Raw genomic sequence first — 14,238 nt, forward strand, 5'->3', positions numbered from 1 at the left:
GAAGGAGAAGAGGGCGATGCAGCCAAGACACCAGCCGATCGCCCGTGACGCCATGGCCTATGTTCTGGCCGGCGGCAGGGGCAGTCGCCTGGCCGAGTTGACCGACCGGCGCGCCAAGCCTGCCGTGCATTTCGGGGGCAAGGCGCGGATCATCGACTTCGCCCTTTCCAACGCGCTCAACAGCGGCATCAGGCGCATCGGCGTCGCAACGCAGTATAAGGCGCATTCGCTGATCCGGCATCTGCAGCGCGGCTGGAACTTCTTCCGGACGGAGCGTAACGAGAGCTTCGACATCCTGCCCGCCAGCCAGCGCGTGTCGGAAAGCCAATGGTATGAGGGCACGGCCGATGCGGTGTTCCAGAATATCGACATCATCGAAAGCTATGCGCCGGAATATATGGTCATCCTGGCGGGCGACCATGTGTACAAGATGGACTATGAGCTGATGCTCCAGCAGCATGTCGACAGCGGCGCGGACGTCACCGTCGGCTGCATGGAGGTGCCGGTGAAGGAAGCCAGCGGCTTCGGCGTCATGCATGTGGACGAGCAGGACGTGATCACCGCCTTTGTCGAGAAGCCGAAGAACCCGCCGCACATTCCCGGCAGCCCGGGCATGGCGCTGGCGTCCATGGGCATCTACGTCTTCCGCACCGCCCTTTTGATCGAGGAGCTGCGGCGCGATGCGGACGATCCGGACAGCAAGCGTGATTTCGGGGGCGACATCATCCCGCACATCGTCAAGCATGGCAAAGCCGTCGCCCACCGCTTCTCCAACAGTTGCGTCCGCGCAGAGAGCGAACCGGTGCCCTATTGGCGCGACGTCGGCACCATCGACGCCTATTGGCAGGCGAATATCGACCTGACCGACGTGGTGCCCTCGCTCGACCTCTACGACCGGAGCTGGCCGCTCTGGACCTATTCCGAAGTCACCCCCCCGGCGAAATTCGTGCATAATGAGGAGGGACGGCGCGGTTCCGCCACATCCTCCCTGATCGCGGGCGGGTGCATCGTGTCGGGATCGTCGCTCCACCGCAGCCTGTTGTTCACCGGGGTGCGCACGCACAGCTTCTCGTCCGTGACGGAGAGCGTCATCATGCCCGACTGCGTGATCGGGCGCGGTGCGCGGCTGCACAAATGCGTGCTGGATTCAGGCGTGATCATCCCGCCCGGCCTGATCGTCGGAGAACATCCGGAGCATGACGCGCAGCGTTTCCGAAGGACCGAAAGCGGCGTGACGCTGATCACCCAATATATGATCGAACGGCTGGCGGACTGAAACTTGGGCGGGGGAATGGCGATGCGGGTGCTTTCGGTCACGTCCGAAATCTATCCGCTGGTGAAGACCGGGGGGCTGGCCGATGTGGCGGGCGCCTTGCCGGGCGCGCTGGCGGGGCATGGCATTGGGGTCAGGACGCTGGTGCCGGGCTATCCGGCGGTTCTTTCGCGCCTGGGCAAGGCGAAGCTGCTGCGCCGTTATGACGCGCTGTTCGGCGCGCCGGCGGCGGTGCTGGCGGCGAAGCTGGGCGACCTCGACCTGCTGGTGCTGGATGCCCCGGACTTCTTCGCGCGGGAAGGCGGTCCCTATGGCGATGCGGGCGGCGGCGAATGGCCCGACAACTGGAAACGCTTCGCCGCCCTGTCGCGTGCCGGGGCGGACATGGCGGCCGAAGGGGTGAAGGGCTGGCGGCCCGACCTGGTCCATGCGCATGACTGGCAGGCGGCGATGACCGCCGCCTATATGCGCTTCGGGCCGGCTCACGCCGTGCCCAGGGTGGTGACGATCCACAACCTTGCCTTCCAGGGACGTTTCGGCGCGGATGTCTTTCCCCAGCTCGGCCTGCCGCCCGAAGCCTGGGGCGTGGACGGGGTCGAATATTATGGCGGCACGGGCTATCTGAAGGCAGGGCTTGTCTCGGCCGACGCCATCACCACGGTCAGCCCCACCTATGCCGACGAAATCCGCTCCCCGATGCATGGCATGGGGCTGGACGGCCTGATCAACGGCCGGTCCGACAGGCTGCACGGCATATTGAACGGCGTCGATACCGCCATATGGGATCCCGCCGCCGATCCCCTGATCGCCAAACCCTTCAGCGCGCGGGCGCTGGGCGGGCGCGGCGCCAGCCGCCGCGTCCTCGAAACGCAGTTCGGCCTCGACCGCGACGACGCGCCGATCTTCATCATCGTCAGCCGCCTCACCTGGCAGAAGGGCATGGACATGGTGATGGACGCCATCGACCATCTGGTGGGGCTGGGCGGCAAGCTTGCCCTTCTGGGGTCGGGCGACCATCCGCTGGAGGGCGCGTTCCTGGCGGCGGCGGACCGGCATCGCGGGCGGGTGGGCGCTCGGATCGGCTATGACGAGCCGCTGTCGCACCTGATGCAGGCGGGGGCCGACGCCATATTGATCCCTTCCCGCTTCGAACCCTGCGGCCTGACCCAGCTTTACGGCCTTCGCTATGGCTGCGTGCCGGTGGTGGCGCGGGTCGGCGGGCTGGCGGACACGGTGATCGACGCCAATGAGGCTGCTGTCGGCGCGGGCGTGGCGACCGGCATCGTCTTCCCGCCGTCCGATCCGCTGGCGCTGCATGGAGCGATTGCGCGCACCATCCGGCTTCACGCGCATCGGCCGACATGGCAGGCGATGCAGCGCGCCGGCATGCGCGCCGATTTCTCCTGGACCCACAGCGCGGCGCGCTATGCGGAACTGTTCCGCGCACTGGTCCGGACCACCGCATGAGCCCGCGGCCGCTGGGTCCGGCCATGCACGGCGGCGGGACCCGTTTCCGGGTCCATGCGCCAGATGCGGACCGGCTCTGGCTGAGCCTGTTCGATGTCCAGGATCGCGAAACGCGCCTGCCCATGGCAAGGGAGGGCGAGGACATCTGGTCCGTCGATGCGCCCGGCGTGGGGGAGGGCGCTCGCTATGGCCTGCGCGCCGACGGTCCCTTTGATCCGGATGCGGGGCTGTGGTTCGATCCGGACAAGCTGCTGCTCGATCCCTATGCGCCGGCCATCGACCGGCCGTTCGCCTATGATCCGATGCTGGCCGCACCGCGCGGCAAAGGCGGCGACACGGCAGGCTTGATGCCCAAGGGGGTGGTGTCCGCGCCGTTTCCCTTGGTGCCCCCGGAACCGCCGATCTTCCAGTCCGGCGGGCTGATCTATGAGGTTCAGGTCCGCGGCTTCACCATGCTGCATCCCGACATTCCGGAGGCGCAGCGCGGCACCATCGCGGCCCTTGGGCACCCCGCCGTGATCGAACATCTGCGCCGCCTGCACGTCTCCGCCATCGAACTGATGCCGATCAACGCCTGGATCGACGAACGGCATCTGGCGCCGCTGGGACTGCGCAATGCCTGGGGTTATAATCCGGTCAGCTATTTCGCGCTCGATCCCCGGCTGGCGCCGGGCGGCATGGCGGAATTGCGTGGCGCGGTGGATGCGCTGCATGCGGCCGGGATCGGCGTGATTCTCGACATGGTCTATAATCATGACGGGGAAAGCGACCGCGAGGGCCCGACCCTGTCGCTCCGCGGCCTGGATGCGCGCAGCTATTTCCGGCATGAACCCGATGGCCGCCTGATCAACGATACGGGCACGGGCAACAGCATCGACTGCAACCATCCCGTCGCGCAGCGGCTGATCCTGGCGTCGCTGCGCCATTTCGTCGGCGTAGCGGGAGTCGACGGCTTCCGCTTCGACCTCGCTCCCGCGCTGGGGCGCCTGTCGACGGGTTTCGACAGCGAGGCGCCATTGCTGAGGGCCATGCGCGACGATCCGCTGCTGTCCGACCGCATCCTGATCGCGGAACCGTGGGACATCGGCCCCGGTGGTTATCAGCTCGGCCGTTTCGGGCCCCGCTGGCTGGAATGGAACGACCGCTATCGCGACGATATGCGCCGCTTCTGGCGCGGGGATCGCGGCATGACCGGCGCGCTCGCGACCCGCATCGCGGGATCGTCCGACATTTTCCATGCCGATCCGGCAACGCGCACCGTCAATTTTCTGGCCGCCCATGACGGCTTCACGCTGGCGGATGTGACCGCCTATGACCATCGCCACAACGAAGCCAATGGCGAGCAGAACCGCGACGGCCATGGGGGAAATTTCAGCTGGAACAACGGCATCGAGGGCGCGACCGTCGATCGGGCCATTCGGGCAGCGCGGCGGCGCGACATCAAGGCGCTGCTCGGCACGCTATTCTGTTCGCGCGGCGCGATCATGCTCACCGCCGGCGACGAGTTCGGCCGGACGCAGCAGGGCAACAACAACGCCTATGCGCAGGATAATGCAATCGGCTGGGTCGACTGGCAGGGCCGCGACCGGGACATAGAGGCGCATGCGTTCGCGCTTGCCGACATGCGGGCGTCGACGCCGGACTTCAGCGACGCGGGCTGGCTCTCGGAAACGGACGTCGAGTGGCTCGACGAGCGGGGCCAGCCGATGACCGTCGCGCAATGGGAAGACCCGGATCGCCGCTGCCTGGCCATGCGCTTCCGGCGATCGGGCTTCACCGTCTTCATCAATGGCGACGACCGGCCGCATGACTTCGGCGCGGTGCACATTCCCGCCCGAACGGTCCTACCCATCCCGGCTGAATAGGAAGGCGGTCGATTTGGCGAGGCCGTTGGAGATCGTCGCCAACGCCCGCGAGGCCCCCGGCACCTGCCGCTCGCCCGCACGGTCCGTGACCTGCGCGACCGCCTCGGCAAGCTGGGTCATGCCGTGCAGCCGCCCTTCGCCCAGGGCTCCGCCGCCCGTATTGATCGGCAGGCGCCCGTCCGGATCGCCATGCCCCTCGCGCAGGAAGGCCAGTCCTTCGCCGTCGCGGCAGAAACCCATGCCCTCCAGCCAGGTCAGCACCAGCACGCTGAAACCGTCATAAAGCTGCGCATTGTCCACATCCGCCGGGGACAGGCCGGTCGCCTCCCACAGCCGGCGCGCCACGTCCTTCGCGCCGTCCCACATATCCTCAAGGTTCATCGGCGTGCCTCCCGCGCCCTGATGGGTGGAGGCCGCGAAGCCGGTGAGCAAGGCAGGCGGCCGGCGCAAATGCCGCGCCCGTTGGGTGGAGGTCAGGATCATCGCGCAGCAGCCATCGACCGGAATGTCGCAATCGAGGATGGATATGGGATCGGCGATCATCCGGGCGGCGAGATAATCCTCCACCGTGATCGTCTTGCCTCGCCAATAGGCATTGGGGTTGCGTTGCGCATTGGCGCGGTTCCGGGCGATATAAGGCGCGAAATCCGCCCGGTCATAACCATGAAGCGCAAAATAGCGGCGCAGCGCCACAGCGGCCCAGGCGGGCGGCATGCTGAAGCCATAGGGCGCCAGATACTGGTCGCCTCCCACCGCATGGGCCGATTCGAAATTCACATAGCGCCCGTCGGGCACATGCAGCGCGCGATAGACCAGCACATGGTCGCAAAGCCCGCCTGATATGGCGAGCGCGCCGTCGATGACGCTCTGCGTCACCATGCCGTTGGTGGAGCCGATCCACCGGATGGCCGGAGCGACCCCCAGCAATCCCGCCAGATACCAGGGCGTCACGATGTCGATCCCTTCGTCCACGCCCTTGCGCCCGCCATAGCGCGGCATGGCGGGGGATGTGGCGATGCCGTCCAGATCGCCGCGCCGCAATCCGGCATCGGCCAGCGCGGCGTCGCACGCCTCCAGCGTCAGCGCGGCCAGGCGCCGGTCCGACCGGCGTTCCAGCCTGCTATAGCCCAGCCCGGCGACGGCCACCTTGTCCCGATGGTCCCACATGGTCAGCGCGCCGGGCCGAACTGCACCAGCGTGCAGTCCTCGGTCACGTCCTCGAACCGCGCTTCGAGGGGGAGGCCGATGCGCAGCGCATCGGCGGCGATGTCCACAAGGTTGCCGCTCATCAACAGGCGCGCCTGCTCCTCCAGTTCGACCACCGCCAGGATGACGGGCAGCCGGTCGCGAAAGCCGGGCGAGGGCGGGTCGTGCAGCACGGTCCAGCTATGCAGCGTCGCGCGTCCCGATAGCGGCGTGAAGCCCAAACCGGCGCCGCCGCAGTTCCGGCAGGCGACCTCCGGCGGATAGGCCATCCAGCCGCAGGCGTCGCATTTCTGCATATGCAGCTCGTGCCGCCGCGCCGCAGTCCAGAAGGGTTCCGAAAGCGGATCGGGCAGGGGAAGCGGCCGTTGCGGGCAGGCGGCTTGCGGCATCGGTTTCATGAGCCCCCGAAATGCGGCGGCCGTTTCTCCCGCGCCGCCGCCAAACCTTCCCGATGGTCCTGCGTCGTCGCCATCAGCGGCTGCATGGCGAATTCCAGTTCCAGATATTGATCCAGCGACAGGCCCGGCGCGGCCTCGAACTGGCGCTTCGCCATGCCGATCGCCAGCGTGGGGCCCTCGGCCAGGGATGCCGCCAGTGCCAGCGCACGCGCCATCAGCGCTTCGCTTTCCACCAGTTCCAGCACCAGCCCTAGCCGCAAGGCCTCCTGCGCGTCGACCATGCGGGCGGAATAGACGATTTCCTTGGCGCGCATCGGCCCGACCAACCGGCTGAGCTGCCACACGGCGCCTGCGTCCGGCACATATCCGATCCGCGCAAAGCTCTGGCAGAAGCGCGCTTGCGGCGTGGCGATGACGATGTCGCAGGCCAGCGCCAGGCTCCAGCCGGCGCCTACGCAGGCGCCGTCCACCGCCGCGATCACCGGCTTGCGGATGCCGGCGACCGCTTTCACCATCCGGTGCAGCCAGCGCATCCGGCGCAGGAAGGCGGCCGTACCCTGATGGCCCATGTCCCCGGTATCCGCGCCGGAGCAATATTGCCCGTTCGCGCCCGTCAGGATGACGGCGCGGACATCCTCATCCTCCGCCAGATCGTCGAAGGCGCGCCAGATTTCCTCCCGCATGGCCATGGTGAAGGCGTTCGCCCGTCCGGGCTGATCGAGCGTCACGATGCCGACGCGGCCCTGGCTTGCGATCCGGACGGTCATGACAGGGCGCTGCGGCGCACGTCCTTCTCCTAAATATGATCTTTGGTGCAATATTAAATGGGGAAATTCCGTCCTGTCAATCGCTGAGTCGCGTTGACAACGGCACAATATTGCACGATGGTGCAATAAAAGGCGGCATTTGGGCGCCCGGACGGAGGATGGGAGATCGATGAGGAAGGCAGGTTTTACGGTCATGGCGGCGGGCGCCGCGCTGCTCGCGCTCTCCACGGGGGTGGTTTCGCGCTCGGCGGAGAGCGCGTCTCCGGCCGGGGCCAACTGGTCCAGCTTCGGCGGCGACGACAAGGAACAGCATTACAGCCCGCTCGCGCAGATCCGGGAGCAGAATGTCGGAAAGCTCGGCCTTGCCTGGTCCTATGATGTCGACAGTTTCGACAGCTATACCCAGCCTCTGGCCGTTAATGGCGTCATCTATTTCGCGGTGGGGCTCAGCGTCGTTCACGCGGTCGATGCGCGAACCGGCAAGCTGCTATGGCAATATGATCCCGACGTCGCCAGTCAGCCGGAAGCCAAATGGCGGATGCGCGCGGGATGGGGCACGCGGGGCATCGCCTATAAGGACGGCACCGTCTTCACCGCCACCCGCGAAGGCCGCCTGATCGCGATAGACGCCGGGACGGGCAAGCCGCGCTGGTCGGTCAAGACGCTGGACGAGGCGGAGGGCGGCTATATCACCGGCCCGCCATGGGTCGCCGGCGACAAGGTGGTGATCGGCTTCGGGGGCGCGGACTACAGTCCGACGCGTGGCTATGTCACCGCCTATGACATCAAGACCGGCAAGAAAGCCTGGCGCTGGTATGTCGTGCCCGGCGATCCGGCCAAGGGTTTCGAGAACAAGGCGATGGAGGCAGCCGCCAAGACCTGGAGTGGCGAATGGTGGAAATGGGGCGGGGGCGGCTCCGTCTGGCACGCCATGGCCTATGACGCAAAATATGACCGCATCTATATCGGCACCGGCAACGGCTTTCCGTGGAACATCAAGATCCGCAGCCCCGGCGGCGGCGACAATCTCTACCTCTCCTCCATCGTCGCGCTGGACGTGAAGACCGGCGAATATGTCTGGCACTATCAGGTCAATCCTGAAAACAGCCATGACTGGAACGACGCCATGGACATCGAACTGGCCGATGTCATGATCGGCGGCCGGATGCGGTCCGTGCTGCTGCACGCGCCGAAGAACGGCTTCTTCTATGCCATCGACCGCGAAACCGGCAAGTTCATCCAGGCGGGCGAGTTCGCCAGGCAGAATTGGGCCAAGCGCATCGATCCCGTGACGGGGCGGCCGGAGATCAACCCGGAGGCGCAATATCCCGACGGCAAGCCGTTCATGATGTACCCCTTCCCCAATGGCGCGCACGGCATACAGGCCATGTCGTTCAGCCCGAAGACCGGCTACAGCTATATCCCGGTGATGGAGGGCGGCCGGGTCTTCGTCGATCCGGCCAATGTGAAGGGCTGGACGTACAAGCCCGGCATGATGGTGAATACCGGCCTGGGCGCTCCGCCCGCCAACCTCGTCCCGCCCGCCGCGACGAGCAAGCTGGTCGCCTATGACGTCGCCAACAACAGGATCGCCTGGTCCGTGCCCCAGCCGGGCGTGTTCAACGGCGGCACGCTGGCGACGGCGGGCAATCTGGTGTTCCAGGGCACCAATGACGGCATGTTCAACGCCTTTTCCGCGACGACGGGGCGCAAGCTCTGGTCCTGGCCGGCGCAGAACGGCATACTTTCCGCGCCGATCAGCTATTCGGTCGGCGGCCGGCAATATGTCAGCGTCATCACCGGCTTCCGCAGCAGCTTCGCCAATTCGCCCAATTGGGATTATCGCCAGCAGCAGCGGCGATTGCTGACCTTCACCATCGGCGGGGCCAGGAAGCTGCCCAGGGTCGATCCCGTGGACGAACCGATCCAGGACGATCCGGCCTTCGTGGTGGACGCCGACAAGGCGAAAGTGGGGGCAGGCATCTACAACAGCAGCTGCATCATCTGCCATGGTTCGGGCATGGTCGCGGGCGGCGCGGCGCCAGACCTGCGCAAGTCGGGCGTGCCGCTGGACGCTGAAACCTTCAGGTCGGTGGTGCATGACGGCGCCCTGATGTCGCGGGGCATGGGGTCCTTCGCGCAGTTGAGCGACGCGGAACTGGAGGGGCTACGGCACTATATCCGTCAGCGCGCGCGCGAAACCGCGCCCAAAGGCAAGTGACGCGGATGCAGGTCCACCCGCTTTACGGGCGCATGGCAGCCCCGCTTCGCCTTCGGGCGGGGCGGGGTTCATGCGTCATGAAGACGATGAATTTGCACCATCATCCAATCCCGCTATGATCCCGGCACTTGGGATGAGTGTCGGGCAATGAAGGCGAGCGATCTTGGCGAGTAAAGCGAACGAAGAATTGAAGGAAGGCGGAGAGCGGCCGCAGACCTATTCCAGTCCGGCGATTATCGAGCGCCGCCGCCGGATTTTGGAGGAAACCCGGAAGGTTATCGCTGAACAGGGCATTGCCGCGCTCAGCATGAATGAGATCGGCCAGCGCGCCGGCGTTGCCAAGCGAACCCTCTACAACGCCTTCCAGACTCGCGAACGGATGATCGCGTCGGCGATTCAGGAATATTTCGACGAATATGTGAGCCGCATCGCCTATTCCAGCGAACCCGGCACGATGCAGCACAATCTGGAGCGCATGATCTCCGTCGTGCAGCGCAACCGGAAGATCCGCAATTATATCAAGGCGATCATGGCGCTCTATTTCAGTTCGGATGTCGACCATGACATCTGGGCGGCGATGCATTCGCCCGCGGTCCACCATAACCGCCAGTGGATCGAGGTGCTGGAGGCGAAGAAGCAGCTCCAGCCCTGGGTCGAGGTCGACAAGCTGGTCGAGGATCTGGTGCGATTCGAATATGCGACGATCAACGACTGGGCGCAGGGGCGGATTCCCGACGACCAGATCATCGTGCGGCTGGTCGGAAGCTATCTGACATCCTTGCTGGGCGCGCTGAAGGGCGCGGCCCGCAAGGATGTGGAGGCGCTGATCAAGGACATATCCGACCGCGGCATGGATGCCCTGCCGATGCCCCAGCGTCCCAAGGTGGCGGCATGAATTTGCACATGGATGCAAATTTACTTGAAGAGTCGCGCACTGTCGGCTAGTCAGTTCCTGCCCCTGGCAAAAGGGCGGGAATGGAGAGCGAGAGAGATGAACGCGGTGAGCGAAACCCCCGAATTGCTGCTCTTGTCTGAGGATCAGGGGATCGCGCATATCGTCCTCAACCGGCCCCGCGCGAAGAACACCGTGTCCTTCGCCATGTGGGAGCAGTTTTCCGCCGCGCTCGACGCGCTTGAGAATGCGACGCCCGCGCGGTTGCTCATCATCAGCGGGGCGGAGGATTATTTCAGCAATGGCGGCGACGTGAAGCTGCCGCCCGCAAGGGGGGAGGGCGCGCTGGCGCTGGCGGCGCGGCTGGAAATGGGACAGCGGATCATCGGCCGCGTGCGGGCGCTGCCCATTCCAACGGTCGCGGCTGTGGAGGGCGGCGCGTTCGGCGTGTCGTGGAGTCTCGCCATGGCCTGCGACATGATCTTTGCGGCGGACAATGCCCGTTTCGGCGCGCCCTTCCTGGAATTCGGCCTCGTTCCCGACGGCGGCGCGGCCTGGTTCCTGACCAGGCAACTGGGCCGGGCGCGGGCGGCGGAGATCGTCTTTTCGGGGCGGACGCTGGATGCGGCGGAGGCGCTGTCGCTCGGCCTCGTCAGCCGCGTGGTGAAGCCGGGCAGCGCGGTGGAGGAGGCTCTGGCGCTCGGCCGGACCATCGGTGACGGCAATCGCCATGCCGTCGAACTGACCAAGCGGCTGCTCCAGCAGGCGGAAAGCGGCGATCTGGCGACGGCCCACGCGCTGGAACTGGCCTATTGCCACATCTGCCAGGCGGGCGAGGAAGTGCCCCGCGCCCGCGAACGCTTCAAGGCGCGCGCCGCCGCGAAAGCCGCCGCCAAGGCCGCGGAATAACGGAGGGTCCCGACCCATGCAGTTCGACATGCGCGCCCTTCCAATGGTCACGCGGTACAAGATCGTCAATTCGACCATCACGCCGCGCCCGATCGCCTGGATCACCAGCCAATCCGCCGAAGGCATCGTCAACGCCGCGCCCTACAGCTTCTTCAACTGCGTCGGCACCGAGCCGCCGCTGGTTGCGCTGGGGCTGCTGAAGGAACCGGTGTCCCGGGGGCTGAAGAACACCGCGTCCAACATCATCGCGACGGGCGAGTTCGTCGTGAACCTGGTCTGCGAGGCGGACGCCGAAAGGATGAACCTCTGCAGCGTCGACGCGCCCGCCGACGTCAGCGAGATCGACTATGCCGGCATCCAGACCGCGCCGTCGGAGCTGGTCGCGCCGCCGCGCATCGCAACCAGCCCGGTCAGCTTCGAATGCCGCAAGGTCGCCGCGATGGACATCGGCGCGATGCAGACGGTGGTCATCGGCGAAATCCTGATGGCCCATATCCGCGACGAGTTCATCACCGACCGGGAACGGGTCTATTTCGACACGCCCGCGATGAAGCTGATCGGCCGGACCCATGGCAGCGGCTGGTATGTCCGCAATGGCGACAGTTTCCAGATGGACCGGCCCCGCTACGACCCGTCGCGCATGGCGAAGGGCAGGGCGGCGGAATGAATTTGAACCCATGGTGCAAAATTACTTGCGCTTGGGGCTGAACTGGTGTTTTCTGCATCAAAGATCATTTTTCGATCCGTCGGACGATGTGAAGCCATAAAGATAATTCCGCAAAAAAGGCAGCGGGCCGCGCCCGCCATAGGAGTGATGAGATGCCCGGTCCCCTGGATCATCTGACCGTCATTGAACTGGCGGACCAAATGCCTGTCGCCATCGCCGCCATGCTGCTGGCGGACCATGGCGCCGACGTTTTGAAGGTGGAGCCGAAAGGCGGCGCCTTCTTTGCCCACGACCTCAGCCGCAAGGCCTGGGACCGGTCGAAGCGCAGCGTCGAACTGGATGTGCGGGAAGCCGGCGGCCTCCAGGCGCTGCGCGGCCTGCTGCAAGGCGCGGACATCTTCATCCACGCGCTGGAAGAGAAGGATGCGGCCGCCCTCGGCCTCGACAGTGAAAGCCTGGGACGCGATTTCCCCGAACTGGTGGTCTGCGCGCTCACCGCTTATGGTTCGGACACGCCCTTTGCCGACCGGCCCCATGGCGAATCCCTCGCTGCCGCGCTGCTCGGGACGATGATCGACCGCTCCAGCAGCTTCCGCCCCGGCCCGGTCTATCTCGGCCATCCGGCGCTGCATTATGGGCAGGCCTTCCTCGGCGTGATCGGCGCGCTGTCGGCCATCCGCGCCCGCCGCCATATCGGCAAGGGGCAGCAGGTGGAGGCATCCCTGCTCGACGCCATGCTGGCCCAGTCACCGATGAACAACTGGTGGCAGGAAGAGGGGATCAGCTACATCAAGGCGGGCGATTCCGGCGCGGTGGACCGTTTCGGCAAGACCCGGCTGGTGACGGGCATGTTCGAATGCGCGGACGGCCTTTATCTCCAGATGCATACCGGCGGGCAGGGCGGCTTCAAGGCGGCGATGGACGTGCTGGGCTTTGGCGACCGTATCCAGACCGTGACCGCGCCGGAAATGTCGGTGCCGCTGACCGACGAGGAATATCATATCGCCCGCGTCGAGATTTTCGACGCCTTCAAGACCCGGCCGCGCGCCGAATGGATCGCCATGTTCCAGGCGGCGGACGTGGCGGCGCTGCCGGTGCTGGAGCCCGCCGAAGTGCTGCTGGACGAACAGGTGGAATTTGTCGGCCAGCGCATATCGATGCCGGACAAGGATTTCGGCACCATCTACCAGGCTGCGCCCGCCGTGCGCATGGCCAATGCCCCCGCCGCCGCGCCCCGTCCCGCGCCGGAAGTGGGAGCGGACAATGAAGCGCTGGCGGACCTGATCGCCCGCCGCCGCGCTGTGCTCGCCGCCGACGGCAAGCCGCTCGACCGGCCGCTGGAAGGCATCAAGGTGGTCGACTTCTCCTCCTTCTTCGCTGTCGGTTATGGCGGCCGCCTGCTGTCCGACCTTGGCGCCGATGTCATCAAGGTGGAGACCCCCGGCGGCGACCAGATGCGCCCGCTGCCCGACTGTTTCGACGCCGCCCAACGCGGCAAGCGCGACATCGTGCTCAACCTCAAACATCCCGAAGCGCTCGAAGCGGCGCTGAAGCTGGTGGCGACGGCCGATGTCGTCACGCACAACCTTCGCCCCGGCAAGGCGGACAAGCTCGGCATCGGCTATGAGGCGCTGTCGAAGCTCAACCCGCGCCTGCTCTACGTCTATCTGCCCGGCTACGGCTCCAAGGGGCCGAAGTCGCTGCTCAAGAGCTTCGCGCCTTTGGTGTCGGGCTGGACCGGCCTGCTCTATGAGGGCGGCGGCGAAGGCAATCCGCCGACCCGCGCCGTGTTCGGCAATGAGGATTATAATAACGGCTTCCTCGGCGCGGCGGGCATCTTGATGGGCCTTGAACATCGCGCCGTCACCGGCCGGGGCGACTATATGGAAATCCCGCAGCTTCATTCCAGCCTGTGGACCACGTCCGAACATTTCCTCGATGCCGACAGGAAGGTCGTCTACGGCTTCCGGCTGGACAAGGAACAGGCGGGCTTCAACGCGCTCGACCGGATTTACCGGACCGCTGACGGCTGGCTCTGCATCTCCTGCCGTTCGGACGAACGTTTCGCCGCGCTCGCCAAGGCCGTGGGGCAGGAGCAATGGCTTGCCGATCCCCGCTTCGCCACGCCCCGCGACCGGTCCGCCAACAACGCTGCGCTGCTGGACGCGCTGAAGCCCTTTTTCGCGGACAAGAGCAGCGCAGACGCCCATGCCCTGCTGGAAGCTGCCGGCGCGCCGAGCGAGATCGCCCGCGAAACGAGCTGGGTCCGGGAGGCGCTTTGGCAGGACTGGGCGACGGCCAGCAACCGCGTGATCGAGAATCTCGACTCCATGTACGGCCATGTCCGCCAGTTCGGCAGCTTCATGCATTTCAGCCGCACGCCGGGCCTTGCCAAAGGCTCCGCCCCGCGCCTCGGCGAACATACGCGGCAGATATTGGGCGAGATCGGCTATTCGGATGCCGAGATCGACGCGCTGATCGACAGCGGCAGGGCGATGCAGGCTGCGGATGTGAAGGGCCGCATCCAGTCCCGCGTCTCCGCCGCCTGACACGATAAAGAGAGGAATCGCCAA

11 protein-coding genes are annotated in these 14,238 nt (G+C 66.0%); 8 read left to right on the forward strand and 3 right to left on the reverse strand.

What is annotated here, in order from left to right:
• The first annotated feature begins 16 nt into the window (after positions 1 to 16).
• From glgC to glgX, 3 genes are read left to right on the forward strand one after another with little or no spacing between them, the layout of a single operon-like run.
• Positions 17 to 1,276: a glucose-1-phosphate adenylyltransferase gene (gene glgC, locus EGM87_RS03995; RefSeq protein ID WP_137709800.1), complete on the forward strand. Its 1,260-nt coding sequence runs from the start codon at positions 17 to 19 to the stop codon at positions 1,274 to 1,276.
• 15 nt (positions 1,277 to 1,291) lie between these two features.
• The gene (gene glgA / locus EGM87_RS04000; protein ID WP_044662051.1) at positions 1,292 to 2,740 is read left to right on the forward strand and encodes a glycogen synthase GlgA; all 1,449 of its coding nucleotides are present in this window, start codon (positions 1,292 to 1,294) and stop codon (positions 2,738 to 2,740) included.
• Complete coding sequence (gene glgX / locus EGM87_RS04005) at positions 2,737 to 4,605, forward strand: glycogen debranching protein GlgX (protein ID WP_137709799.1); 1,869 nt, start codon at positions 2,737 to 2,739, stop codon at positions 4,603 to 4,605. Before glgA ends, glgX begins: the two co-directional genes overlap by 4 nt.
• On the opposite strand, the gene EGM87_RS04010 is transcribed toward glgX, so the two are convergent.
• From EGM87_RS04010 to EGM87_RS04020, 3 genes are read right to left on the reverse strand one after another with little or no spacing between them, the layout of a single operon-like run.
• Positions 4,585 to 5,772: a thiolase family protein gene (locus EGM87_RS04010; protein WP_137709798.1), complete on the reverse strand. Its 1,188-nt coding sequence runs from the start codon at positions 5,770 to 5,772 to the stop codon at positions 4,585 to 4,587. The genes glgX and EGM87_RS04010 overlap by 21 nt on opposite strands.
• 2 nt (positions 5,773 to 5,774) lie before the next feature.
• Positions 5,775 to 6,200: a Zn-ribbon domain-containing OB-fold protein gene (locus tag EGM87_RS04015; protein WP_171407190.1), complete on the reverse strand. Its 426-nt coding sequence runs from the start codon at positions 6,198 to 6,200 to the stop codon at positions 5,775 to 5,777.
• A 5-nt stretch (positions 6,201 to 6,205) separates the two neighbouring features.
• On the reverse strand, positions 6,206 to 6,976 hold the full coding sequence (locus EGM87_RS04020; protein WP_137709796.1) for an enoyl-CoA hydratase/isomerase family protein: 771 nt from the start codon (positions 6,974 to 6,976) through the stop codon (positions 6,206 to 6,208).
• Between the two features lie 169 nt (positions 6,977 to 7,145).
• On the opposite strand from EGM87_RS04020, the gene EGM87_RS04025 reads away from it, so the two are divergent.
• The 5 genes from EGM87_RS04025 (at position 7,146) to EGM87_RS04045 (ending at position 14,214) form a co-directional block, all read left to right on the forward strand.
• On the forward strand, positions 7,146 to 9,197 hold the full coding sequence (locus EGM87_RS04025; RefSeq protein ID WP_371873084.1) for a PQQ-dependent dehydrogenase, methanol/ethanol family: 2,052 nt from the start codon (positions 7,146 to 7,148) through the stop codon (positions 9,195 to 9,197).
• A 163-nt stretch (positions 9,198 to 9,360) separates the two neighbouring features.
• The gene (locus EGM87_RS04030; RefSeq protein WP_025548094.1) at positions 9,361 to 10,092 is read left to right on the forward strand and encodes a TetR/AcrR family transcriptional regulator; all 732 of its coding nucleotides are present in this window, start codon (positions 9,361 to 9,363) and stop codon (positions 10,090 to 10,092) included.
• Positions 10,093 to 10,188: 96 nt separating this feature from the next.
• The gene (locus EGM87_RS04035) at positions 10,189 to 10,998 is read left to right on the forward strand and encodes an enoyl-CoA hydratase/isomerase family protein (RefSeq protein WP_061934776.1); all 810 of its coding nucleotides are present in this window, start codon (positions 10,189 to 10,191) and stop codon (positions 10,996 to 10,998) included.
• Between the two features lie 16 nt (positions 10,999 to 11,014).
• On the forward strand, positions 11,015 to 11,665 hold the full coding sequence (locus tag EGM87_RS04040; protein WP_137709794.1) for a flavin reductase family protein: 651 nt from the start codon (positions 11,015 to 11,017) through the stop codon (positions 11,663 to 11,665).
• A gap of 152 nt (positions 11,666 to 11,817) precedes the next feature.
• Positions 11,818 to 14,214, forward strand: coding sequence for a CaiB/BaiF CoA-transferase family protein (locus EGM87_RS04045; RefSeq protein ID WP_137709793.1), 2,397 nt, complete (start codon positions 11,818 to 11,820; stop codon positions 14,212 to 14,214).
• Positions 14,215 to 14,238 lie beyond the last annotated feature (24 nt).

The sequence above is a fragment of the Sphingobium sp. RSMS genome (genome assembly GCF_005406185.4).
Classification (GTDB): domain Bacteria; phylum Pseudomonadota; class Alphaproteobacteria; order Sphingomonadales; family Sphingomonadaceae; genus Sphingobium; species Sphingobium fuliginis.